The sequence below is a fragment of the Halomonas sp. C22 genome (assembly GCF_007655045.1).
GTDB classification, from domain to species: domain Bacteria; phylum Pseudomonadota; class Gammaproteobacteria; order Pseudomonadales; family Halomonadaceae; genus Vreelandella; species Vreelandella hamiltonii.
This window is the reverse complement of sequence record NZ_VBVC01000002.1, coordinates 351,623-375,730: the sequence shown is the minus strand read 5'-3', so window position 1 is coordinate 375,730 and position 24,108 is coordinate 351,623. Positions and strand designations below refer to the sequence as shown.

Sequence of the window (24,108 nt, the reverse complement as noted above, 5' to 3'; positions counted from 1 at the left end):
TAACTATTGCTATTAAGTTAACAGGCTTTGGCAATGTGCTCAAGAGGGAGAAGATCGAAAGACTGGCAACACCCGGTGCATGCTAATGGGAAGGGGAAGGGGAAGGGGAAGGGGAAGGGGTAAAAGCATCGCCGAGCAGTCTCGCCTGCTCGGCGATGGGGTACATAAAGCCGAGGGTGTGAACGGTCACGCCACTTGTTGAGCACGCTCCGTTGGCGTCGATAGCAGGAAACCACGCAGTATCTTTTCCATGCGCCTGCGCGCATCTGCATGTTCCAGGTCGAGAAAGTGGCCAGCGCCAGGCACTTCCTCAAACAGGCAGTTTGGCATGTAATGGCTGGCCGCCTGGATATCTTCGGGGGATGTGTACTCATCCAGCGTACCATTGACGAACAGAGTGGGTACTTCGATATTACTGAGTACTTCTTTATAGTCGGTATCGTTCATGGACAAGATCTGCTCGATATGAAAGCACGTTTGTGACAGTTCTTGTTCATCCAATCTGGATAAGTGTCTATAGTTGATATGCTTGAGCAGACGAGGCAAATATTTGCCCACTTCGTCATTTAACAAGTGTGCGGCTGCCTGGATTTCACCTGTCTGGATATAGTGCCTTGCGCCATGTATATAGCGCAGCATGTCATCATTCAACTGCGTGGAAAACGATGCAAGTACCGCTTTTTTGATGGAGCTGGGGGACTGGGCAAGTGCCATCATGGCGGCATATCCCCCCCAGGAAACCGACAGCAATGACGTGGGCTCGTAGCGTTCGATCAATGCCATGAGAATGGCGACTTCGTCTTCCTTGGTAATGATGTCCGTATTTGGGTTGTGCGGTTTGGATTGCCCGGAGAAGGGGAGATCGAACAGAATGACGTTCATGTCTCCACTTAAGTATTTGACACAGTTGGTAAAAGAGGCCGTGGTCGCGAGTGCCCCGTTGACCATGATGACGCTTTCCGCATGGCTGGGGTGTTGGTACGTTTCCACGTGAATGCGGTACTTGCCTATCGGTATGACGCTTTTATCGGCTTTCATGATGTTTCCTCACTGCGGCTTGTACATCGGATGATGTGAGCTCGTGCGTGCTGGTATCAGTGCTGAAAAAAGTCAGCGCATTTGCTGTCACGGAGATCGCAAGTAAGGTTGTTATTGTTGGAGAGTTGTTGTTTCTATCTGATCTTCATCCAATGGGACTGTAATGTATGTAAGAGAAAGACGATAAAGCTTGTAGGAAATACGCTACTTCAATGTAAGTTTTATCTTATATGTAATATTGAAAATGAACTTTGTGTGGTTGTGTAATGCGATGGCGTTAAAGAGTAATGGGAGGTGTTGATAAGCAATGAACGTTTGGTGAAGCAATGCAACGCCGTTTTGCGGCATGATCAACGAGCGGCCCCATTTCCTGACAGAGAAGAGGGCCACTCATGCTTGTTCACCGTCAGCGCGTGGCTGCACTCAAGTCGCTGTCGCCTTCGTAGGTCAGGTTGGTTTCCCAGCTTTCACTGCTGACGGCAATGGCGGCGTGAATGCCTGCGCTATCACCTGCCTTGAAGGCCTTGTAAATCGCTTTGTGGTCTTTCAAGGCAGTTTCAGGAAGAGAGCGCATGGATGTTTCCAATGCTGCTTCGATCAGTTGCAGCAGCGTTTCTCCCACTCGAATCGTCATGGGATTATGGGTGCTGTGCAAGATGGCGCGATGGAAGGCAATGTCGTGTCGTGACGTTTGCTCGCCTGTCCGGATGGCTTCTTCCATGGCGTCGATACTGGCCTGAATGCGCTGATGATCCTCTGACGTGGCGCGTTCCATGGCTTGCAGGGTATACGCGGGTTCAAACATCAGACGAAACTCCAGCACATCCCGGGTCATACCGCGTGCCAGGATCATGCCAAACGCCATGGGGTCCACCAAGGGGGCACCTGGCTCTCGTCGAATCACGGTACCTTGACCTCGCTTGACTTCGACAATGCCGATGGCCTGCAGCATCTTGATCGCTTCGCGAACGCTCGATTTTCCAATACCCAGGCTTTGAGTGAGCTCCGTTTCTGAAGGGAGGTAATCTCCCGGTTTGAGGTCGCCACGTATCAAAGCGCTTTTGATGCGCTCGAGCAGCTGCAGTGCGACGGAGCTGCGCTCCATCGAATCACCGAAGGACATCGGATTCGCAGGGTGGGTTTCAGGCTGGCGTTTCAAACTCATTTGGGCCTCGCGTGGCTCATCGGTATTCGTTGCATTCTATCAATGACTCAAGCCTAGCGGCTTGGAGTGCTTTATTTCATATGCTTAAAAGATCATATGAATATATTGTTTTTCTTTCTGCGGCCTTGCCTATGCCTTCCTGTAAGCCATAGCATGATATCAGACATCTGATGTCTGGTGTTTTGATGAGGGCAGTACTTCCAAGTGAGAGTTTGTGTGGCGAGAGGGGCCTGCTTGCCACTGATTGGCCTGATGCTGATCGCGCTGATCATCATCACCTACGTGCCGTGGCTAAGTACGTGGCTACCCTCACTCATCTATTAAGTAACCGCTGAATGCGTTCATCGACAAGGACAACGAATCATGAGCAAAACGATCGAGCAAGCCGTTGCAGAGCAGGGCCTGACGTTACCGGCGATTCCAACGCCACGTGGTCTCTTCTTGCCCTGGTCTCGGCTGAATAATCAGGTGTTTCTGGCAGGCCAGATTTGTGAGCGCGATGGCGAGGTACTCTATCCTGGCAAGGTGGGGGGCGAGTTCGACCTCGAAACCGGCAAGCTGGCCGCCCAGGCGTGTGCTTTAAACCTCCTGGCGGAATTGAGCGATGCCGTTGATGGCGATTTTTCCCGCGTGGTGCGCTGCGTGCGCATGAATGGCTTCGTCAACGTGGCGCCGGGTTTCCACGACGTGCCGCTGGTCATCAATGGCGCATCAGAGCTGTTTGTCGCGCTGTTCGGCGAGGCAGGCCGCCATGCCCGCACCGCCATCGGGGTGGCGACGCTGCCCGGCAATGCTGCGGTGGAAGTCGAAGCGATCTTTGAAGTGCGCTAAGTACCCCCTCGGAGGAGAACGCATGCAGGATTCAGTGATTTTTTTACCGTTACGTGAGCAGCGCGCGCGCCTGCGGGCTGGCACTCTCACCGCCACCGAGCTGGCCGAGGCTGCGATAGCGGCTTACCACCAGCGCGGCCAGCACGACCATGCCTATCTTACCTGGAACGGAGAGCAGGCGCTGGCGATGGCAAAGGCGGCCGATGTCGTGCTGGCACAGGGGGGCGATGCGGGGGCGCTCATGGGGATGGCGGTATCGATCAAGGATATCTACGCCGTGAAAGGGCTGCCGACGTATGCAGGCTCGGCCCAGCAACTTCCCAAGCGCTGGGAGCATTCAGGCCCGGTGGTGAGTGCGTTGCTGAAGCAGCTGCCTTCCGTCATGGGTAAAACCCATACCGTCGAGTTTGCTTTTGGCGGGTTGGGCACCAACGCCCATTGGGGAGCCCCGCGCAACCCCTGGGACGCGATGGCTCACCGCACGCCCGGCGGCTCCAGTTCCGGGGCGGGGGTGTCGCTGGTGGGAGGCACCGCCAGCCTGGCGTTCGGTACGGATACCGCAGGCTCTGTACGTATCCCTGCTGCCATGACCGGCGTCGTTGGGCTGAAGACCACTGCCGGGCGCTGGTCCACGGAGCAGATCGTACCGCTCTCCAGCACGCTGGATACCCCAGGGCTGCTGGCGCGCCGAGTGGATGATATCGCTTTTGCGTTCGATGCCCTCGACCCGCTCCTGAGCGGCAGCGATAGCGGTGTTCCAGCGACCCCCTGTCTGGCGGGCCTGACCTTTGGCGTGCCGGAAACGTTTTTCTGGGACGACTGCAGCCCCGGTATTGCGGAAACGGTGCGCGCTGCAATCAAGCGATTGGAAGCTGCCGGTGCTCGGATCGTGACGCTGGAGCTGCCCGGTATCGATGAGGCGTATGAATTGTTCAAGCTGGGCGGAGTGGCAGCCGCAGAGCTGGCAGCGTTCCTGAAGAGTGAGTTGCCCGAGATGATCGACTCCCTCGACCCCAATGTCGCGGCTCGGGTGGCGGCAGCCGATACGATGCCTGCCTGGGAGTATGTGCGTCGTCGCACGATCCTGGATTCGCTCTATCAATCTGCCGCTGCGCGTATGGCGGATGTCGATGCGGTGCTGACCCCTACCGTGGCGATTACCCCGCCTACCCTGGAGAGTCTGCAGCCCGAAGGCGCATACCCCAAGGCCAATATGCACGCCTTGCGCAATACGGTCATTGCCAACTTTCTGGGGCTCTGTGCCTTGACGCTGCCGGTAGGAAAAGACGCCGAAGGCATGCCGGTGGGCCTGCAAGTGCTGGCCGGGCCATGGCAGGACGCGAAACTGCTGGCCATCGGGCAGGCCATTGAAAACGAGCTGGGCACAGGTCTGGACATTCTTGGCCAGCCGCCCGCAGTGTGACGGCCGGAGCTAGGCTTTGTACGAAAAGTCGGCGAGCGATGGCCAGACAAGGCAAAAATCGGCGAAAAGACGGAGTTTACAAGGTGTAAATGAGTACTTTGATCGGACTCGCGCACGAGCCGATTTTTAACGCCGTATGGGCGAGCGTAGGCAGTTTTCGTACAAAGCCTAAGTGCTCCCGCCTACCTGCAGCGTGAACCCTACATCGTGTTGGCGGCGGTAGACGTTTTTACCGCTTAGCCTGCGGATCAGCTCTTTGGCGGCCAGCCGCCCCATCTCTTCTCTGGGCGACAGAATGGTGGTGAGCGGTGGGGTAACGTGTTGGCCAAGGGGCAGGCCGTTGAAGCCGGCAATGGCGATGTCGCCCGGCACATCGAGCCCCTGGCGCTGCGCAGCCAGCAGCGCACCAGCGGCCAGGTCGTCGTTGGCGAAATGGATGGCCTGGGTGCGCGGGTAATGCGCCAGTACCTGGGCCAGGCTGTCTGCGCCCGCTTGCAGGCTGCCCAGCGTGTCCAGCTCCACCAGCGAGGCGTCCAGGCCGTGGGCCGTCAACACCGCCTTGTGCCCTTCGTAGCGCATGCCCGCTCGGTAATCCTGAGACAAGCGTGCGCCGACATAGACAATATGGCGATAGCCTCTGTCGATCAGGTGGGTAGCCATGCAGCGCCCCGCCGCCACGTGGTCGAGCCCGACGTTCAAGTCCATGCCCTTGCCCAGCTCCATCACCTCCATGATGGGATGATCCCAGTTGTTCAGCAGGGTCTGGCAGGCGTGGTTATGTCGCAGCCCTGCGGTAATCAGGGCCGAGCATGACCAGCCCAGAAAAGTGCGCACTAACTGATATTCGCGGTCCAGGTCGTAGTCGGTGTTGCCCAGCAGTATCTGATACCCCTCGGCCTCCAGAGTCTCTTGCAGTCCCTTGATCACTTCCACGAACACGGTGTTGATCAGGGAAGGCACGATGACGGCGATCAGCCTGGAGCGTGAGGAAGCGAGACTGCCCGCCACCAGGTTGGGCACATAGCCCAACTGCTCCACGGCATCGAGCACGCGCTCTCGGGTCTGGTCGCTGACTTTCTCGGGCGTGTTCAACGCCCTTGATGCGGTGATCGGCGAAACACTGGCCAATTCAGCCACCTGGCTGAGGGTGATCTGGTCCGTGCGGCGGCGTGCTCTCGCTGGGCTGGAAGCATCTTTAGACATTGGTCGCACGTCCCTATCGTTCAGCTTGTGATGAGAGAAAGAATAATCTAAAACGAATGTTAGCGCTATCATGACAGCGCTAACATATGCCGCCGTGAGCATGCCCTTGCGACCACGGCGCGCGGTATTCAGAACGATGCTGCAGTCAAAACAATATTTAAAATAACAACAGTGAGGTAGCCGCCGGTGAGTCACGATACACAGCAATCCCCGTCAGTCGGTGTGATCGGGTTAGGTGCCATGGGAATGGGCACCGCTACGGCGCTGCTGGAGCGCGGCTTCAAGGTCATCGGGTGCGATATTTCAGCGGCTGCCCGCGAAGCCTTCATCGCGGCCGGTGGGCACAGCGTGGCCACGCCGCAAGCACTGTCGGGGTGCGAGGTGGTGCTGGTCATCGTGGTCAATGGCCAGCAGGTGGAAGACGTGCTGTTTGGCGAGCAGGGCGTAGTGCCCCACCTTGCGCCCGGGAGTGTGATCGTGCAATGCGCCACGGTAGCGCCCAGCCAGGCCAGGCAACTGGGTGAGCGCTTGGCTGCAGCGGGCATGGCGATGCTGGATGCCCCTATCAGTGGCGGTGCCGCCAAGGCCAGAAGCGGTGATTTATCAGTGATGGCCTCCGGCCAGCCGGATGTGTTCAAGAAGGCCCAGCTGATACTGGATGCCATGGCCGCCAAAGTGTATCGCCTGGGTGACGCGCCTGGGGTGGGTTCCAGCATGAAGCTGGTCAATCAGCTGCTGGCCGGGGTGCATATCGCCACTGCCGCCGAAGCCATGGCGCTGGGCATCCGCATGGGCCTCGACCCCGAGGTGATCTATGAGGTGATCACCCACTCGGCGGGCAACTCCTGGATGTTCGAGAACCGCGTACCGCACATCTTGAGCGGCGACTACACGCCGCTGTCTGCCGTCGATATCTTCGTCAAGGACCTCAATATCGTCCACCAGACGGGCCGTGAGCTGTCACTGGCCACGCCGGTGGCCGCCAGCGCATTGCAGCAATTTACCGCGGCCAGCGGCGCAGGCTTCGGGCGCGAAGATGACTCGGCGGTGATCAAGGTCTATCAACGCCTGTCAGGCATCGCCTTGCCAGACGCCGCCAACGATGCCGAGGGGGCAGCGTCATGAACCACCCACGGGTCGTGCTGGGCGCCATCGCCGACGACTTCACTGGCGCCACCGATTTGGCTAATAACCTGGTGCGCGGCGGCATGCGCTGCCTGCAGGTGATCGGCGTGCCGCAAGAAGCGGTGGACCTTCGTGACATCGATGCGGTTGTGGTCGCGCTCAAGTCGCGCTCCTGCCCGGTGGAAGAGGCCGTGGCCGACTCCCTGGCCGCCCTCGATTGGCTGCGCGACCAGGGTGCTCGCCAGCTGTTCTTCAAGTACTGCTCCACCTTCGACTCCACCGACGAGGGCAACATCGGCCCCGTGGCCGATGCCCTGCTGGAGGCATTGGGCGCCGCTCAAACCGTGATGGTGCCGGCCTTTCCGGTCAATGGCCGCACGGTGTACCAGGGGCACCTGTTCGTCGGCGACCGTTTGCTCAACGACAGCGGCATGCAGCACCACCCGCTCACCCCCATGAAGGATGCCGATCTGGTCCGCGTGCTCTCCCGCCAAACACCTCACGCCGTGCGGCTGACCAGCCGTCAGGTGCTGGCAAAGGGCGCTGAGTCAACCCGCTCTCATCTGTCGACGCTCGCCGAGCAAGGCGTACGCCATGTGATCTGCGACACCCTGGATGAGCAGGATTTGGACGTGCTGGCCGAAGCCACCGTCTCGATGGCGCTGGTCACCGGCGGCTCCGGCCTGGGCCAGGCGCTGCCCGCGCAGTACCGAGCCCAGGGCTGGCTGGAGACGATCCCCGAACCGGGGCGTTTAGCGCCTGCGGCGGGCGGGGCGCTGGTACTGTCGGGTAGCTGCTCACGGGCCACGCTGGCGCAAGTGGCGGATTTCATTGCCAAGCATCCCGACGGCGGTTTCGCGCTTGACCCGCTGGCGCTGGTAGAGGGCGAGCAGCAACGCCAGCAGGCGCTTGCGTTTGCGCGGCAACGGCTATCCGACAACGCGCCGGTCTTGATTTACGCCTCCGCCGATCCAGAAAAAGTGAAAAACGCGCAAGCCTCGCTCGGCGTGGAGCGAGCAGGGCACCTTGTTGAAGAGGCATTAGGCCAGTTGGCGGTAACGCTGGTGCAGGAAGGTGTGGGCCGGTTATTGGTAGCGGGCGGCGAAACCTCCGGTGCCGTGGTCTCCGCGTTAGGCGTGACGACCCTGCGCATCGGTGAGCAGATCGACCCCGGCGTGCCTTGGACTCAAGCCTCGCTGCCAGGCCGCGAGGCGCCGCTCTCGCTGGCGCTGAAGTCCGGCAACTTTGGCGGCGTGGACTTCTTCACCCGGGCCCTCGAGGTGCTGGCATGAGCACGCCCCTTTGCCACCGACATCAGAACGCCCTGCGCGAGCAGATCAGCACGCTCGGTAAATCCTTGTTCGACCGCGGCCTGACCATGGGCTCCAGCGGCAACATCAGCGTGCGGCTGGACGATGGCGGCTGGCTGATGACCCCCACCAACGCCTGTCTGGGGCGGCTGGACCCGGCACGTATCTCGCACCTGGACCCGCAGGGCCAGCTGCTCAGCGGCGATGCGCCCACCAAGGAGCAGTTCCTGCACATGGCCATGTACGACGAGCGCCCGCAGTCTGGCGCCATCGTGCACCTGCACTCCACCCACTCGGTGGCGGTGTCGTGCCTGCCGGGAGTAGACCCCTGCGACTGTATTCCACCGCTCACCGCCTACTACGTGATGCGGGTGGGCAAGCTGCCGCTGGTGCCTTATCACATCCCGGGCGACCCCCAGTTGGGCGAGGCGGTACGGGGCCTGGCAGGCAAGCACAGCGCGGTGCTGCTGGCCAACCACGGCCCAGTGGTGGCGGGCAAGACCCTCGAAGCGGCGGTGTATGCCACCGAAGAGCTGGAAGAGACCGCCAAGCTGTACCTGCTGCTGCGAGGCGAGAACCCGCGCGGGCTGACCCCAGAGCAGGTCGCCGAGCTGGAAGCGCGCTTTCCCAGGGATTAATGACCCACTTGAACCCCTTTCACCAGGTACTGGATAACAACAAGAGCACGCCATGATTCGATTAGCCGCCAACCTCAGCATGCTGTTCAACGAACACGCCTTTCTCGACCGCTTTGCTGCTGCCGCCGAGTCGGGTTTCAAAGGGGTCGAGTATCTATTCCCCTATGCGTTTGCCGCGCGTGATGTGCAGCACGCGCTCAAGGATGCCCAGTTGGAGCAGGTGCTGTTCAATATGCCGCCGGGCGATTGGGACGCCGGTGAGCGCGGCCTGGCCAGCCTGCCGGGCCGGGAAGCCGAGTTTCGCGATTCGGTCACGGCGGCGCTGAGCTACGCCGAGGCGCTCGGCTGCCCGCGGGTTCATGCCATGGCGGGGCTGTTACCGGACAACGCCGATGCCGCGACCCAGGCAGAGCACCACGCCACGTATATCCGCAATCTGCGTTTTGCGGCGAACGAGGCGGCCAAAGTGGGCCGCGACATTCTCATCGAGCCGATCAATACGCGTGACATGCCGGGCTTTTTTCTCTCCCGCCAGGCCCAGGCCATGGCGGTACTGGAAGAGGTCGGTGCCAAGAATCTCAAGCTGCAGTTCGACCTTTACCACTGCCAGATCATGGAAGGCGACCTGATTCGCCATCTCGAACGCCAGTTCAGCGCCATTGGCCATGTCCAGATTGCCGGGGTGCCTGATCGTCACGAGCCCAATGTGGGCGAGGTGCACTACCCCGCCATTTTCGAACGCTTGAGCGCGCTGGGGTATCGCGGCTGGGTTGGCTGTGAATACCGCCCACAAGCCGCCACCCGAGCGGGGCTGTGGTGGGGAGCACCCTGGGGGTTGACCCCACGCTGAGCCCCCGGCCACCAACAATAACAACGCCATATCAGGAATCACATCATGCATATTGCCATCACCGGCGCAGCGGGTTTTCTAGGTCAGCGTCTTGCCCATCAACTGATCCAGCGGGGCGAGCTTCGCCAGCAGCCGATCACCCAGCTCACGCTGATCGATCAAGTGGAAGCCCCCGCGCCCGATGCAGGTAGCATCACCGTATCCTCGCGCGCCGTGGACATTACCCAGCCCAAGGCCCTCGACGACGTGCTGGATCAGCGCCCTGACGTGATCTACCACCTGGCGGCCGTGGTGAGCTCCGCCGCCGAAGCCGATCTGGAGCTGGGCATGCGGGTCAACTTCGATGCCACCCGTGCCTTGCTGGAAGGCTGCCGCCTGCGCGGCCTGCACACAACGCGCTTGATCATGGCCAGCTCCGTGGCGGCCTACGGCGGGGCGCTGCCGGACGTGCTCGATGACATGACGGCCTTGCACCCGCAGAACTCCTACGGTGCCCAAAAGGCCATGTGCGAGCTGCTCATCAATGACTACAGCCGTCGTGGCGAGATCGATGGCCTGGTGCTGCGCCTGCCCACCATCGTGATCCGCCCTGGCCGCCCCAATGCAGCAGCCTCCAGCTTTGCCTCCAGCATCTTGCGGGAGCCGCTCAATGGCGAAACGGCCATTTGCCCGGTGCCCACCACCCTTGAGATGTTCGTGATGTCGCCGGGCAAGGTGGTCGACGCGCTGGTGCATGGGGCCCAGGTGCCCAGCACAGCGCTGGCACCGTTCCGTGCTTTCATGCTGCCCGGCATCACGGTGAGCGTGGCCGAGATGCTCGATGCCCTGCGCAGCGCCGCAGGCGAAGACGCGCTCTCGCTCGTTCAGCATGCGCCCGACCCGCGCATCGAAGCGATTGTGGCCAGTTGGCCCGCACGCTTCGAAACCGCCAAGGCGCGCCAGCTCGGCTTTGTCGGTGACGACGACTTCACCCAGATCATCGAACGCTTCATGGCCGAGCAGCACCATGAACGCGCCTGATGTGGCTACTTTTCCATCTGCCTGGCAAGGCAGGTAACCCATAGGAAGGCCCTGCGCCTTCTTGAAACACCCACCCTCACAACAACACCAAGAGGGATACATCATGACCAAGCGCTTCACCCGACATGCTCTCGTGACCGCCATGAGTGCCGTGGCCACCGCCAGCATCGCCCTGCACGCCCAGGCCGCCACCGATATCAGCCTGGGGCATACGCTCTCTTCTACCTCCCACTACTCGGTGGGCGCCAAGGCGTTCAAGGAGACACTCGAACGTTTATCCGACGGTGCCTTTACCGTCACCGAACACGCCTCCGGCTCCCTCGGCGGTGAGCGTGAAATGATCGAAGGCCTGCAGATCGGCACCGTGGATGTGGTGATCACCTCCAGCGGCCCGCTGGGTAACTTCGTACCCGAAACCTACGTGCTGGACCTGCCGTTCCTGTTCGAAAACTACGACCAGGCCCGCTGCGTGCTGGATAGCGAGATCGGTGACGAGCTGCTCGAGAAGATGAGCGACCATGACCTGGTGGGCATGGCCTGGTCGGAGAACGGTTTCCGCCATCTCACCAATAGCCAGCGTGAAGTCGCCAGCCCCGAGGATGCCAACGGCTTGCGGGTACGCACCATGGAAAACGCGGTGCACCAGGAAGCCTTCCGGCAGTTGGGCGCACGGCCCACTCCCATGGCCTTCCCTGAACTCTTCACGGCGCTGCAGCAGGGTACCGTCGACGGCCAGGAAAACCCGATCACCGTCATCGTGGCCACCAATTTCTGGGAAGTGCAGGACTACCTCTCCCTGACCGGACACGTCTACTCCCCGGCCATCGTGCTGGGGTCGCCGATCCTGCTGGATGGCTTGAGCGATAAAGAGCGTGACTGGTTCATGCAGGCGGCAGCGGCATCGGTGGACGCCACCCGTGAAGAGGTCTCGCGCCTGGAGCGTGAAGGGGTAGCGCTGCTGGAAGCCAATGGCATGCAGGTGAAAACCGATATCGACCCGGCACCTTTCCAGGCAGCCGTAGAGCCCGCCTACGAGATCTTCACGTCGCAGTACGGTAGCGAGATGCTCGATCGAATCCGTGAGAAAGCGGGCAGTTGCTGAGCAGTTTATCGACGCGCTTTCTCCTGGAAAATTCTCCTAGAGCTTTCTCAACGTCGGCCTCTGGCAGTGCCAGAGGCCATTCAAGCAGGGTGATCCTTTATGCTATCGGTCTTGCTCCGTATCGAGCATCAGTTAACCCGGCTGGCCCTGATGGTGGCGGTGCTGATGCTGGTGGTCTCGGTCACGCTGAGCTTCTATCAGGTGTTGACCCGGTTCGTGTTCAATGCGCCTTCCACCTGGACGGAAGTGGCATCCCGCGCCTCCATGATCTGGTGCGTGTTCATGGCCGCAGCGGCCACCTTCAGAGGTGGCTACATGATGGCGGTAGAAGTGATCTATAAATGGCTGCCGCGCCGAGGGCTGCTGTTGCTCGAAGTGGCCATCGTCGCCTGCTGCCTGCTGGTGCTGGGGGTGATGTGCTATTACGGCATCCTCATGACCCTGCGGGTCAGCAACCAGGTGATGTCGGGCATGAACATCTCCATGTCCTGGGCCTACGCCGCGATCCCGACCGGCGCGACCTTTGCCATGATCTCGGTGATGGCCAGGCTGGCCGCACAGCTCAGTGGGCGTGAGCCCGTAGGGCCGGAAAACAGTGAGGTGCTGCCGGAAGTTGCCATGCTGCAACCCGCCGAACAGCCGAACGCTGAACAGACCAACAAAGGGACGCCCCTATGAACATGGTGATTGGCCTGTCGCTGATTATTCTCTTCACCTTCGGCGTGCCCATTGCGATCTCCATCGTGCTGGCCTCGATCATCGGCATCGAGTTCTTCACCCGGCTGCCGCTGTTGCTGGTGCCGCAGCAGATGTTCATCGGGATCGACAAATTCCCGCTGATGGCCATTCCGTTTTTTATCCTGGCGGGTAACTTGATGGCCGCCGGGGGCATTTCCCAGCGGCTGGTGGACCTGGCCAAATCCATCGTCGGGCGGGTGCAGGGCGGTCTGGCCATGTCCTGCGTACTGACCTGCATGATGTTTGCGGCGGTGTCGGGCTCCAGCGTGGCCACCACCTTTGCCATTGGGGCCATCCTGATTCCGGCGATGGTCAAGCATGGCTATCCCAAGCCGCTGGCCGCTTCCATTCAAGCGTCATCGGCGGAGCTGGGTGTGCTGATTCCCCCCTCCATTCCGCTGATTCTGTACGGCGTGAGTACCGATACCTCTATCGGGCAGCTGTTCCTGGCGGGGATTGGGCCAGGCATCCTGATCGGCGTGGCGTTGATCATCTTCCTCTACCTGTTCTGTAAGGTGCGTGGCTACGGCAAGGACGATTACAAGGACAGCACGGGTTTCATGACGTCATTGAAGCGTGCCTGGGTGGCGCTGCTGATGCCGGTGGTCGTGATTGGTGGTATCTACGGCGGGGTGTTTACACCCACGGAAGCCTCGGCGGTGGCGGTGTTTTTCGCCCTTATCGTGGGTGCGTTCTACTACCGTGAATTAAAGTTGGCGGACCTGGGGCCTATCCTGCGCCAAAGCGTGATCTCCACGGCGGCCGTCATGTTGATTATTGCCGCTGCCGCGCTCTTCAGCTTTTTACTGAGCCGTACCGGGTTGCCTGCGCAAATTGCCACGCTGGTAACCAACACCATTGAAAGCCCGATGATGTTCTTGCTGGTGGTCAACGCGCTGCTGCTGATCGTCGGCATGTTCATCGAAACCTCGGCGGCCATCCTGGTGCTGGCGCCCATCCTGACCCCCATCGCCATGCAGTTTGGTATCCACCCCGTGCACTTTGGCCTGGTCATGGTGGTCAACCTGGCGCTGGGCATGATCACCCCGCCGTTGGGCGTCAACCTGTTTGCCGCCTGTGCCGTGGCCAGGATCTCCATCGATCAGATGCTGCCGTGGCTGGTGCGTTTCGTGCTGGTGGTGCTGGCATGTCTGATGGCGATTACCTACATGCCATGGATTTCCATGGGACTGGTCAATCTCTTCTATGGTTAAAGGACCTGTGAGGTTAAAAGCGTGCGGGGATAGAAAACGTTCGGGATCAAAGATCCGTCTGTATTAACCGTAATGACCACAATGACAATAAAAGGAGCCCCCTGATGTCGCATACCATCGGCCTGCTGTCGCAGCAGGCGCTGATTGGAGGAGAGTGGGTCGATACCGCGCAGACCCTGCAAGTCGATGCCCCGGCCACGGGGGAGCCGTTGACCCGCATCGCCCGGTGCCAGGCCGAAGAGGTAGATGCCGCCGTGCAGGCGGCCCGCAAGGCCTTCGCAGGGGAGCTTGGGGAGTGGGCACGCTGGTCGGCGCGCCAGCGCGGTGAGTGGCTGCTGCGCTTTGCCGACGTGATCGAATCACAGCATGAGCAGCTGGCGGCGCTGGAGTGTGCGGATACCGGCAAGCCCATGACGCAGGCCAAGGGAGACATTGCCGCCTGTGCCCGCTATTTCCGCTTTTATGGCGGTGCCGCCGACAAGCTGCACGGTGAGACGATCCCCTTCGAGACGGACTTTGCCGTGATGACGCTGCGCGAGCCCTACGGTGTCTGCGCCCAGATCATCCCCTGGAACTACCCCGCCCAGATCTTTGGGCGCTGTGTCGCAGCGGCGCTGGCGGCGGGCAACACGGTGGTGCTCAAACCTGCCGAAGATGCCTGCCTGAGCGTCATGCGCCTGGCGGCGCTCGCGGTGAATCATGGGCTGCCCGAAGGCGCTCTGAACGTGGTGCCGGGGTTGGGCGTGGAAGCGGGTGCTGCGCTGGCTTCGCACCCCTGGATCGACCACCTCTCGTTTACCGGATCGCCTGAAACCGGTACCCGCGTGGCGCAGTTCGCCGCCCAGCACCATGTCCCGATTACCCTGGAACTGGGTGGCAAGTCGCCGCAGCTGGTGTTTGCCGATGCCGACCTGGACGCCGCGCTGCCCGCCGTGGTGCGGGGCATCGTGCAGAATGCCGGACAGACGTGCTCGGCGGGTAGCCGGCTGCTGGTGCAGCGGGAGATCGCCGATACGGTCGTTACGGCCCTTGCCCAGCGTTTTGCCGAGCTGCGCTGCGATGCGGGGGAAGCCGATGCCGACTGCGGCCCGCTGATCAACGAGCGTCAAAAACTCAAGCTGGAAGCCCGCCTGGCCGCCGCCGAAGCCGATGGCATCCAGGTGGCGGGGCAGGGGCAGTTGGCGCCGAGTGCGCCTGCCGGCGGGCACTTTGTGCTGCCACGGGTGCTGACGAACATTCCGGAGGGCCACGACGTACTGCGTGAAGAGCTGTTTGGGCCGGTGCTGGTGGTACAGGTATTCGATGACGAGGCGCAGGCCCTGGCGCTGGCCAACGCCACCGATTTTGGCCTGTGCGCCGGGGTCTGGACCCGTGACGGAGGGCGCCAGCTGCGCCTGGCCAAGGGCATTCGCAGCGGCCAGGTCTTCATCAACAACTACGGCGCGGCAGGCGGTGTCGAGCTGCCGTTTGGCGGGGTCGGGCGCTCGGGCCACGGGCGTGAAAAAGGCTTCGAAGGGCTGCGCAGCTATACCCGCATCAAGACCGTGGCCATCAAACATTGAGCGCTATCAACCATTGAGAGCTATCAACCAGGAGAGCACCATGACGACCGTTTATCGGGTAGGGCTTGTCGGCGTTGGCTTGATGGGCCACGGCATTGCCAGCAGCTTGCTGCGCGCGGGGCATTCGCTGTGTTTTCTGGAGCACGCGGGCAACCAGCCTGTGGAGGACTTGGTGGCGGCAGGGGCCGTGCCGCTGGCCAGTGGGCGGGAGGTTGCCCAGCAGGCCGATATCGTCATTCTGTGCGTGACCGGCTCACCGCAGGTGGAGGCCGTCCTGTTCGAACCCGACGGAGTGCTGGAAGGGCTGCGCCCCGGCAGCGTGGTGGTGGACTGCTCCACCGCCCTGCCCAGCTCGACGGCCCAGGTGGCGGCCCGTGTCGCGGCGGCAGGCGGGCGTTTCATGGACGCCGCCATGACGCGCACGCCCAAGGAGGCGGCCGAAGGGCGTCTCAACCTGATCGTCGGCGCGCCCACGCCGCTGTTCGAGGAGCTGCGGCCGTTGCTGGCAGCCTTCGCCGAAAACATCGCTCATGCCGGTGACGTCGGGGCGGGTCACACGCTGAAGCTGCTGCACAACTTCGTCTCGCTGGGCTTCTCGGCGGTGCTGGCGGAAGCCACGGCGGCATCGCGCAAGGCGGGCATCAGCGCCGATGCCCTGCTGGAGGTGCTGGGCGCGGGCGGCGGTGGCGGCGTGGTGCTGGAGCGTCTGCGCCCTTACATCGCCCACGACGACCCCTCCGGCTTTCGGTTTTCGGTCGCCAACGCCAGCAAGGACCTGGGCTACTACCACACCATGACCCACGAGCTGGGCGTGACTGGCGACATGGCTGGCGCCGTGCACGCGCTGTACCGCTCGGTGCCGGACCAGCAGCTGTCGATTCCTGAAGTCATCGGCGTGCTGGAGCAGCGCTGACCTACCTAATGCCGCCTATGGCCAGTCTCACCGCTTGCCATAGGCGGCCAGAAACACATCCACTGCCCCGGTGATCTGCCGCTTCAGCTCGTCCTCCGAGGGCGGCAGGCGAACCCCCATGCGGACCTCCTTGATCAGCATACCCTGCCACATGCTGCATAGCTGGTCGGCGGCCTGGGCGGGGGCTGGCAGCGAAAGGTGCCCTGCGCTGGCCAGGCCCTCCAGCTTTTCCTGAAGCCATTGGCTCATGGCCCAGGGGCCTGCTTCGAAAAAGGCCTGCAGCAGCCTGGGGTGCTGCTCGCCCTGATTGCTCATGACCCGCTCCACGGCCAACACGTGGGGCTCCATCAGAAACCGCACCATGCTGATGCCCACCTGAATCAACGACTGGCGCACGCCATCATGGGTGTCCGGCAATTGCTCCAGCCCTTGGCGAATCGACGCGGTTTCCCGACGAATGACGCTGCCGAACAGTGCTTCTTTCGTATCGAAGTGCCCGTATACGGTCACTTTGGAGACCCCGGCTTCCTTGGCCACGGCTTCCATGGTGACGGCATCCGGGCCGTTGCGCAGAAACAGGCAGGCGGCGGCATCCAGCATGGCATCGCGTTTGGCCAGGTCCTTGGGGCGGCCCGCGCTGCGTTTCTGGCCAGCCGGAGAGGGGGGAGAAGCACTGGTCATGCCATTCATCCATGGGTTGAGAAAAGTAAAAAATAATTATTGAACGTTAACGTACACATATTATAGTGAACGCCAACGTTCAATAATATACCCGTCGAGGCCAGCATGGGCACGCACAACTTGGGTACGCACCACCTGGGCAGGCACACTAAAACAAGGCGATATTGGTTGGGCAGCGTGCTGGCGGCTCTGCTGACCGTGGGCGCCACTGCCGCCGTGGTCGTCGTGCTCACCAGTCAACACACCAGCGCCCAGCAGCTGCGCCAGCAAGGGGCCGACAACGCCTTGCTCCAGGTGGCTACCCAGCCCCTGCAGCTGGCCACTGAAATGCGCCGCGAGGTGAAGCTGACCGGGCGAGTAGTGGCGCGCCAGTCGGTGTCACTGGCCTTCGAACCTGCCGGGCGGGTCATCGACATCCGCGTCGATCGCGGTGATCGGGTGGAACAGGGCGAGGTGCTGGCTCGCCTGGACACCCGCCGCCTGGAAAGCCGCCTGGCCGAAGTGGCGGCGCGCAGCGAAGAGGCGCGTGCCGCGCTGGCGCTGGCCCAGCGCCAGGAAGAGCGCGAGTCGCAGTTGAATCAGAGCAACTTTGCCAGCCGCACGGCCTTGGACCAGGCGAGAACCGAGCGTCTCAGTCAGCAGGCGCGGCTGGCGGCTCTGGCCGCCGAACAGGAGAGCCTGTCGGCGGATCTGGCGGACAGCACGCTGACGGCGCCGTTTGCGGGGCAAATCGTGGCTCGGCAGGTGGACGTGGGCAGCCTGGTCAGTAGCGGCACGGCGGCCTTCGATCTCGTCGATACCCGCCAGCTAGAGGCTCACATTGGCCTGCCCGCCCGGTTGGCGGGCTCCCTGGCGGCGGGGGATACGGTGACGATAACGGTGCACGGGCAAGCCTTCGCAGGTGACGTGCGCGCCCGGCTGGCCCAGGTGGACAACGACAGCCGAACACAAACGCTGGTCGTGGCACTGGCGAACCCCGAGAACGTGGTGCCCGGCGATTTGGCGACGTTGACCTACACGCTGGCCGAGCCTGCCGAAGGGTACTGGGTGCCGCTGTCGGCCCTGCGTGCCAGCGACCGAGGCCTGTGGAACGTACTGATTGCCGAACCGCTGGAAGACGAGCGTTACCGCGTCGCCACCGCCAGCGTCGAGCTGCTGCATACCGAAGGCGACCGCGCTTTCGTGCGTGGCACGCTGCTGCCGGGCATGCAGCTGATCACCCAGGGGGCTCACCGTATCGTGCCCGGTCAGCAGGTGACGTTAGCCAGAGGCATTGCCCATGCCGCGCATTGAGTGGCTGTTCAACCGGCGCTTGCTGGCGCTGACGCTGGGCCTGCTGGTGGTGGCGGGCCTCTCGGCGATCAATACCCTGCCCCGCGCAGAAGACCCCCACCTGGTGGCGCGCATGGCGACCGTACTGGCGCCGTTTCCGGGCGCCACGCCCGAGCAGATCGAAGCGCTGGTGGCGCGCCCCATCGAAGACGAGCTGCGCACCATTGCCGAGATCAAGGTACTGGAGTCGACCTCGCGGCCGGGCATCGCGGTGATCAGCCTGGAGCTGGAGGATAGCGTCACCCAGGTGGTGCCGATATGGAGCCGGGTGCGCGACAAGCTCAGCGATATCGCCCCCTCCCTGCCCAGCGGTGTGCAAACCCCCGAGCTGCTGGATGATCGTGGCTACGCCTTCAGCCTCGTGGCCGCGCTGCGCTGGACACAGGACACGCCCGCCAACGCCCAACTGATGGAGCGTTACGCCGAGCGGCTGGAAGACCAGTTTCGTCGCGTGGCAGGCACCGAATATACCCATCGGTTTGGCGTGGCGGGCGAACAGGTCGACGTGCTGGTCGACCCGCTGGAGCTGAATGCGCTGGGGCTTTCGGTGGGCCAACTGGCATCGGCCATCGACGCCAGCGACGGGCGCCGCACGGCGGGTCAGGTCATCACCCAGCAAAACCGCCTCACCGTGGGCATGAGCGGCGAGTTCGATGCGCTGGACCGCCTGCGTGACGTCAGCATCACGACCCGCCAGGGGCAGAGTGTCCGGCTGGGCGAAATCGCCGAGTTGCGCCGTGGTGTCCAGGACCCGCCCGCTGCCGTGGCACTGTTGAACGGTGAGCGAGCCGTCTTCGTTGGCGCACGCATGGCACCCGGCCAGCGTATCGATGCCTGGGTCGAGCGCGCTCAACAGCAGCTGGCCGAATTTGCCGAGGAGCTGCCCGTCGGGCTGGCGGTAGAGGAGGTATTCGAGCAGGCCAGCTACACCCAGCAACGGCTCGGTGATGTGGCGCTGAGCCTGCTGATGGGACTGGTTCTGGTGGTGGCCATTCTCTTTCTCAGCATGGGCTGGCGCTCGGCGCTGACCGTCGGGCTGGCCATCCCGGCCACGGCGTTGCTGACCCTGGCGTTTTTCCGCCCGCTGGGCATGGAAATCCATCAGATGAGCATCACCGGTATTATCGTGGCGCTGGGGCTGATGGTGGATAACGCCATTGTCATGACCAACGCCCTGCGCGAGCGCTTCCTGAAGGGCGACTCGGTGCTGGCGGCCACCCGCGATACGCTGCGTCATCTTGCCGTGCCGCTGTTGGCCAGTACGCTGACCACCATTCTGGCCTTCATGCCCATCGTGCTCATGCCCGGCCCTGCCGGGGAGTTCGTGGGGCCGCTGGCCATGGCCGTCATGGTCGCGCTGGTCAGTTCGTATCTGGTGTCGCTGCTGCTGGTGCCGGCGCTCTCGCCGCTGCTGCTGGCCAAAGTGGCCGATAGCGCCCGTGTGCCCCGTGACAATGCCATCAAACGCGCCTTTCGCGGGACGGTCGCCAGCGCGCTGCGCCACCCGGTCGCCGCCATGGTGATGACCCTGTGTGTGCCGCTTGGCGGGATGGCGCTGATGCCGACCCTCGACGTGGCGTTTTTCCCGCCCGCCGACCGCGACCAGTTCCATATCGAGGTGAGGCTACCGGCGGCCAGCAGCATGGCCAATGCCCAGGCGCTGGCCCAGGACGTGGAGCGCCAGGTTCGCGAGGTTCCCGGCGTCGTACGAGTATCGGCCTTCATCGGCGAAAGCGCGCCAATGATGTACTACAACGTGCTGACCCAGGAGGACAATAACCCGGCGTTCGTGCACCTGATCGTGGATACCACGTCGCTGGACGTGACCAACCGCGAAGTGCCGGGCCTGCAGCAGGCGCTCGACCAGCACTTTCCCCAAGCCCAGATCGTGGTACGAAAATATGAACAAGGCCCGCCGTTCAAGGCGCCCATCGAGCTGCGGGTGTATGGAGATGACCTGGAGGTGCTGTCGCAGCTGGGACAGGAGCTGGCCGGGTTGATGCACCAGTTGCCTCAGGTGACCCACGTTCGTGTCGGGATGCAGCGCGACTTGCCCAGGCTGACGCTGCAAGTAGATCAGGCGGCCCTGGGGGATGTGGGGCTGACGTATCAAAACCTGGCCGATCAGGTCAGCGCGGCGCTCTCCGGCCAGCCCGCAGGTCAGATGCTGGAAGACACGCAGCAGCTTCCCGTGCGGGTACGCTACGCGGCGGAGTGGCGCAGCGATGCCCAGCAGCTGGCGGCGCTGCGTCTGGTCAGCGACCAGGCCAGTGAAGGGCTGCCCCTGGCAGCCGTTGCCGATACCGCCCTGATGCCTGCCTGGAGCGTGATTACCCGGCGAAATGCCGAACGCGTCCAGCTGGTGCAAGGCTTCCTCGTGGCCGATGCGCTGCCAGCGGTGTCCATGGCACAGCTGGATGCCAAACTTCAGGCCGCCCAGGCGGATGGTACGTTGGTGCTGCCCCCCGGGTACCGTATCGAGACCGGCGGCGAAGCAGCCGAGCGTGACGAGGCGGTGGGCCAGCTGCTGGCCTCGGTGGTCTTGCTGGTGATCGCCATGGTGGCTACCGTGGTGCTGGCCTTCAACTCGTTCCGTCGCGCGGCCATCGTGTTCATTGCCGGGGCCCAGGCCACCGGCATGGGAATCGTGGCCCTGTTGCTGAGCGGCCACGCGTTTGGCTTCGTGATCATCGTGGGCATCATGGGGTTGGTGGGGGTGGCCATCAACGCGGCCATCATCCTGATAGCTGCCCTGGATGACGACCCGGCCGCTCGCCAGGGTGATCTGTCGGCCATGCTGGCGGTGATCAGCGGCCCGACCAGTCGGCACATCGCATCGACCACCATCACCACCTTTGCCGGGTTGATCCCGCTCATGTTGGCGGCTGGGGGGCTATGGCCCCCCTTCGCGCAAACCGTCGGGTTTGGGCTGTTGCTCGCCACCCTGGTGTCGTTCTTCTTCACGCCCGCGCTGTATCGCTTGTGGGTGGCGAGGGGGACTGTTGCTCGCGGTTAGAAAATGGCCCGCACCGCCAGGTAGAGCACCGACGGTGCCAGCAGGGCACCCAGCCCGGTGTAGAAGGTCGCCGTCATGGCGCCGTAGGGCACCAGCCGCGGGTTGGTGGCGGCAAGGCCCGCCGCGACCCCGCTGGTGGTGCCCATCAGGCCACCGAAGATCATCGCCGAACGGGGGTTGTCGAGCCCAATGTGCCGGGCCATGGCGGGCGTCATGATCATCACCAGGATGGACTTCACCAGACCTGCGGCAATCGACAGCGCAATGATGTCCGAGGACGCCCCGATCGAAGCCCCGGCAATGGGGCCGACGATATAAGTCACCGTGCCTGCGCCGATGGTGGTCAGGGACACCGGGTCCCGGTAACCGAAGGCGAAGGCCACGGCGACCCCGGCCACGAACGAGAGCACCACGCCAAGAAACAGCGCCACGACGCCGCTCATGCCCGCCGTGCGAATCTCCTGAAAGCGAACGCCATAGGCGGTGGCGATGATGGCCAGGTCGCGCAGCATGCCGCCGCCCATCAGGCCCAGCCCCGCGAACAGGCTGATGTCGGCCAGCCCCTTGCTGCCGCCCGTGGTGATCCCGCCCACATAGGCAAGCGCCAGGCCGACCATGATGGCAATGGCAGAGCCATGCACGCGGCCTTTGGTGAGCTTGTCGCTCAGCACGTAGGAGAGATACATGGCACCGCCCACCAGGGCAAAGGCCGCCACCAGATGCTGTCGTTCCAGTTGCGTAAACAGTGATTCGATCATCGTCAAAGCCTCGGGTTAGCGCGCTTGGCTGGGCGCTGGGCGGGAGTGAGGTTGGGCATCGGCAGCTGGGCTTGTGGCTTCGTCGCCGTCATCGACGGCTGGCTCGCGCCGCCCAAACAGGGGGATGACCAAAAAGCTGGCCATGACGGCCACGAAGCCCGCCAGAATGGCGATCATGCCGCCATCCAGCGCCGCCGCGACATCCTGACTGGCGGCCATGGCCACCACGATGGGAATGTACATACCGTTCCAGAACGTGATCCCGCTCTCGGTACTGGCCGGCATTTTCTTCTTGTCCATGAGATAGCCGCCCAGAAAAATCAGCAGCAACATGGCGATACCCACACCGCCAACATTGGATGTAACGCCGAGCATCATGCCCAGCACGTCACCGGCCCAAAGGCCCACCAGCATGCACCCTGCCAGCAGGGCAACACCGTAAATCACCATGGTCATTTTCCTCTATTGTCATTGTTGTTAGGTAGTGCGTGTTCGATGGGCCGCCGTGTCTGGTTTCCTCGGTCGCAGCGGCGCCACCTTTCCCGTCAGTGGGGAATTCGTGCGTGTTCTGTGGCTAGGTTCTATGGCTAAGTTCCAGGACTAAGTTCCAGGACTAAGTTCCAGGACTAAGTGCTATGACTAAGACAGGGCCGCGTGGCTTGCGTGGCGCTCGAAGGTGTCGGCGTAACGCTCGCGCAGCTGGTTTTTCTGCACTTTGCCCATGACGTTTCTGGGCAGCGCTTCCACGAACACGATGTGCTTGGGTTGCTTGTACTTGGCCAGCTCGTTTGCCAAGGCGGCGCGAATCGGCTGTTCATCCACCTGGTCAGGGGATGCCGGGACCACCACGGCGACCACGCCTTCGCCCAGGTCGGCATGGGGGACACCAACCACCGCCGACTCCAGCACCCCGGGAAGGTCATCGATAATGGCTTCGATTTCCTTCGGGTAAACGTTGTAACCGCCTGAAATGACCAGGTCCTTGTCGCGGCCGACAATGTTCAGGTAGCCGTGCTCATCGATTTTTCCCAGGTCACCGGTAATGAAGAAACCGTCTGACCGAAACTCGGCGGCCGTCTTTTCGGGCATCCGCCAGTACCCCTTGAAGACGTTCGGGCCGCGCAGCTCCACCATGCCGGTCTCGCCATCTGCCAGGGGGGTGCCCGACTCACGGTCGGTAATACGCACTTCCACGCCGGGCAGCGGCATGCCCACGGTTCCCGGCCGACGCTGGCCGTCATAAGGGTTGGAGGTGTTCATGTTGCTTTCGGTCATGCCGTAGCGCTCGAGAATCGCATGGCCGGTGCGGGCTTCGAAGGCTTCATGGGTGTCGGCCAGCAAGGGTGCAGAACCGGAGATGAACAGCCGCATGTGGGCGGTGGCCTGCCGATCGAGCCGGGGTGACTGCAGCAGGCGGGTGTAGAACGTGGGCACACCCATCAACACCGTTGCCTTCGACATGCGCGTAATCAGGTCTTCCACCTCCAGCTTGGGCAAGAAGGTCATGGAGGCGCCATTCACCAGCGTGATGTTACAGGCCACGAACAGGCCGTGGGTATGGAAGATGGGCAGGGCATGCAGCAAGTGGTCGTGCTCGCTGTAGTGCCACGCTTCGGTCAGTGCCTGGCAATTGGACGCCAGGTTGCGGTGGGTCAACATGGCGCCCTTGGAGCGTCCCGTGGTGCCGGAGGTGTAAAGAATGGCGGCCAGATCGTCCGGCCCGACCTGGCAGACGTCGCTGGTTTCCTCCACCTGTGCCAGGTCGTGCATCAAGCTGCCGTCAGCCTGGGTGCCCAGGCTGACGATATGCGTGACGCCGCTGGCCTCGCCGTGCTGGGTGGCACTGTCGAGGTCGTCGGGACGGCAGACATAAATATGCGGCTCGGCATCGGACAGAAAGTAAGCGATCTCCTTGCCCGTGTACGCCGTATTGAGCGGCAGGTACACCGCCCCCACTTGCAGGCTGGCCAGATAGAGCATCAGCATCTCGGGGCTTTTGTCGATCTGCACGGCAATGCGGTCGCCGGGCTGAAGACCCCAGGCGCGTAATCGGCTGGCTAGGCGGCGGCTGGTCGAGAGCACATCCCGATAGCGATACTGGCGGCCATCGTCGGTATCCATCAATACCTTGTCAGGCTGGCGTTCGAAGTGGGGGTAGAACAGGCTGAAAAGATTATGGTTCATGGTGG

The 24,108-nt window shown here is 62.5% G+C and carries 21 protein-coding genes; 14 read left to right on the top strand and 7 right to left on the bottom strand.

Annotation, left to right across the window (positions count from 1 at the left end; genetic code table 11):
* Positions 1 to 186 precede the first annotated feature (186 nt).
* Together FEU76_RS05000 and FEU76_RS04995 are read right to left on the bottom strand one after the other, a co-directional pair.
* Complete coding sequence (locus tag FEU76_RS05000) at positions 187 to 1,038, bottom strand: alpha/beta fold hydrolase (protein WP_039175046.1); 852 nt, start codon at positions 1,036 to 1,038, stop codon at positions 187 to 189.
* Positions 1,039 to 1,444: 406 nt separating this feature from the next.
* Complete coding sequence (locus FEU76_RS04995) at positions 1,445 to 2,203, bottom strand: FadR/GntR family transcriptional regulator (RefSeq protein WP_039175047.1); 759 nt, start codon at positions 2,201 to 2,203, stop codon at positions 1,445 to 1,447.
* Positions 2,204 to 2,566: 363 nt separating this feature from the next.
* Here FEU76_RS04995 and FEU76_RS04990 point away from each other — a divergent pair, with 363 nt between their 5' ends.
* Positions 2,567 to 3,034, top strand: a complete 468-nt coding sequence (locus FEU76_RS04990) for a RidA family protein (RefSeq protein ID WP_039175056.1) — start codon at positions 2,567 to 2,569, stop codon at positions 3,032 to 3,034.
* 22 nt (positions 3,035 to 3,056) lie between these two features.
* Positions 3,057 to 4,457: an amidase gene (locus FEU76_RS04985; protein ID WP_144980901.1), complete on the top strand. Its 1,401-nt coding sequence runs from the start codon at positions 3,057 to 3,059 to the stop codon at positions 4,455 to 4,457.
* A gap of 168 nt (positions 4,458 to 4,625) precedes the next feature.
* Here the strand turns inward: FEU76_RS04985 and FEU76_RS04980 are convergent, their stop codons facing one another.
* Positions 4,626 to 5,660, bottom strand: coding sequence for a LacI family DNA-binding transcriptional regulator (locus FEU76_RS04980; RefSeq protein WP_039175059.1), 1,035 nt, complete (start codon positions 5,658 to 5,660; stop codon positions 4,626 to 4,628).
* A gap of 186 nt (positions 5,661 to 5,846) precedes the next feature.
* Here FEU76_RS04980 and ltnD point away from each other — a divergent pair, with 186 nt between their 5' ends.
* The 10 genes from ltnD (at position 5,847) to FEU76_RS04930 (ending at position 16,132) form a co-directional block, all read left to right on the top strand.
* Positions 5,847 to 6,785 carry an L-threonate dehydrogenase gene (gene ltnD, locus FEU76_RS04975; RefSeq protein ID WP_039175060.1) on the top strand — a complete coding sequence of 313 codons (939 nt, stop codon included), beginning with the start codon at positions 5,847 to 5,849 and terminating at the stop codon, positions 6,783 to 6,785.
* Positions 6,782 to 8,077 (top strand): 3-oxo-tetronate kinase, encoded by a 1,296-nt coding sequence (gene otnK, locus FEU76_RS04970; protein WP_144980898.1) that lies wholly within the window; start codon positions 6,782 to 6,784, stop codon positions 8,075 to 8,077. Before ltnD ends, otnK begins: the two co-directional genes overlap by 4 nt.
* Positions 8,074 to 8,733: a 3-oxo-tetronate 4-phosphate decarboxylase gene (gene otnC, locus FEU76_RS04965; RefSeq protein ID WP_144980895.1), complete on the top strand. Its 660-nt coding sequence runs from the start codon at positions 8,074 to 8,076 to the stop codon at positions 8,731 to 8,733. The genes otnK and otnC overlap by 4 nt, the downstream gene beginning before the upstream one ends.
* Positions 8,734 to 8,785: 52 nt before the next feature.
* Complete coding sequence (gene otnI, locus FEU76_RS04960; RefSeq protein WP_096921969.1) at positions 8,786 to 9,583, top strand: 2-oxo-tetronate isomerase; 798 nt, start codon at positions 8,786 to 8,788, stop codon at positions 9,581 to 9,583.
* 45 nt (positions 9,584 to 9,628) lie between these two features.
* Positions 9,629 to 10,603, top strand: a complete 975-nt coding sequence (gene denD / locus FEU76_RS04955; protein WP_144980892.1) for a D-erythronate dehydrogenase — start codon at positions 9,629 to 9,631, stop codon at positions 10,601 to 10,603.
* 103 nt (positions 10,604 to 10,706) lie between these two features.
* Positions 10,707 to 11,705, top strand: a complete 999-nt coding sequence (locus tag FEU76_RS04950; protein ID WP_186299094.1) for a TRAP transporter substrate-binding protein — start codon at positions 10,707 to 10,709, stop codon at positions 11,703 to 11,705.
* Between the two features lie 99 nt (positions 11,706 to 11,804).
* A complete protein-coding gene (locus FEU76_RS04945) occupies positions 11,805 to 12,383 on the top strand; it encodes a TRAP transporter small permease (protein ID WP_144980889.1) in 579 nt (192 codons plus the stop codon).
* Complete coding sequence (locus tag FEU76_RS04940) at positions 12,380 to 13,657, top strand: TRAP transporter large permease (protein WP_039175070.1); 1,278 nt, start codon at positions 12,380 to 12,382, stop codon at positions 13,655 to 13,657. The genes FEU76_RS04945 and FEU76_RS04940 overlap by 4 nt, the downstream gene beginning before the upstream one ends.
* 104 nt (positions 13,658 to 13,761) lie before the next feature.
* On the top strand, positions 13,762 to 15,219 hold the full coding sequence (locus tag FEU76_RS04935) for an aldehyde dehydrogenase family protein (RefSeq protein WP_144980886.1): 1,458 nt from the start codon (positions 13,762 to 13,764) through the stop codon (positions 15,217 to 15,219).
* A gap of 40 nt (positions 15,220 to 15,259) precedes the next feature.
* Positions 15,260 to 16,132 (top strand): NAD(P)-dependent oxidoreductase, encoded by an 873-nt coding sequence (locus FEU76_RS04930; protein ID WP_144980883.1) that lies wholly within the window; start codon positions 15,260 to 15,262, stop codon positions 16,130 to 16,132.
* 27 nt (positions 16,133 to 16,159) lie between these two features.
* Here the strand turns inward: FEU76_RS04930 and FEU76_RS04925 are convergent, their stop codons facing one another.
* Positions 16,160 to 16,813 carry a TetR/AcrR family transcriptional regulator gene (locus FEU76_RS04925; protein ID WP_039175073.1) on the bottom strand — a complete coding sequence of 218 codons (654 nt, stop codon included), beginning with the start codon at positions 16,811 to 16,813 and terminating at the stop codon, positions 16,160 to 16,162.
* 105 nt (positions 16,814 to 16,918) lie between these two features.
* Between FEU76_RS04925 and FEU76_RS04920 the strand changes: the two genes are divergently transcribed.
* Together FEU76_RS04920 and FEU76_RS04915 are read left to right on the top strand one after the other, a co-directional pair.
* The gene (locus FEU76_RS04920; protein ID WP_260851354.1) at positions 16,919 to 18,106 is read left to right on the top strand and encodes an efflux RND transporter periplasmic adaptor subunit; all 1,188 of its coding nucleotides are present in this window, start codon (positions 16,919 to 16,921) and stop codon (positions 18,104 to 18,106) included.
* Entirely contained in the window at positions 18,093 to 21,161 is a 3,069-nt protein-coding gene (locus FEU76_RS04915; RefSeq protein ID WP_144980880.1) for an efflux RND transporter permease subunit, read from the top strand. The genes FEU76_RS04920 and FEU76_RS04915 overlap by 14 nt, the downstream gene beginning before the upstream one ends.
* On the opposite strand, the gene madM is transcribed toward FEU76_RS04915, so the two are convergent.
* The 3 genes from madM to FEU76_RS04900 form a co-directional block, all read right to left on the bottom strand.
* Positions 21,158 to 21,919: a malonate transporter subunit MadM gene (gene madM, locus FEU76_RS04910; protein ID WP_039175076.1), complete on the bottom strand. Its 762-nt coding sequence runs from the start codon at positions 21,917 to 21,919 to the stop codon at positions 21,158 to 21,160. The two genes, FEU76_RS04915 and madM, sit on opposite strands and share 4 nt — an antisense overlap.
* Positions 21,920 to 21,934: 15 nt before the next feature.
* The gene (gene madL / locus FEU76_RS04905; protein ID WP_039175078.1) at positions 21,935 to 22,369 is read right to left on the bottom strand and encodes a malonate transporter subunit MadL; all 435 of its coding nucleotides are present in this window, start codon (positions 22,367 to 22,369) and stop codon (positions 21,935 to 21,937) included.
* Between the two features lie 189 nt (positions 22,370 to 22,558).
* Positions 22,559 to 24,103 carry a malonate--CoA ligase gene (locus FEU76_RS04900; RefSeq protein WP_144980877.1) on the bottom strand — a complete coding sequence of 515 codons (1,545 nt, stop codon included), beginning with the start codon at positions 24,101 to 24,103 and terminating at the stop codon, positions 22,559 to 22,561.
* Between the last annotated feature and the right edge of the window lie 5 nt (positions 24,104 to 24,108).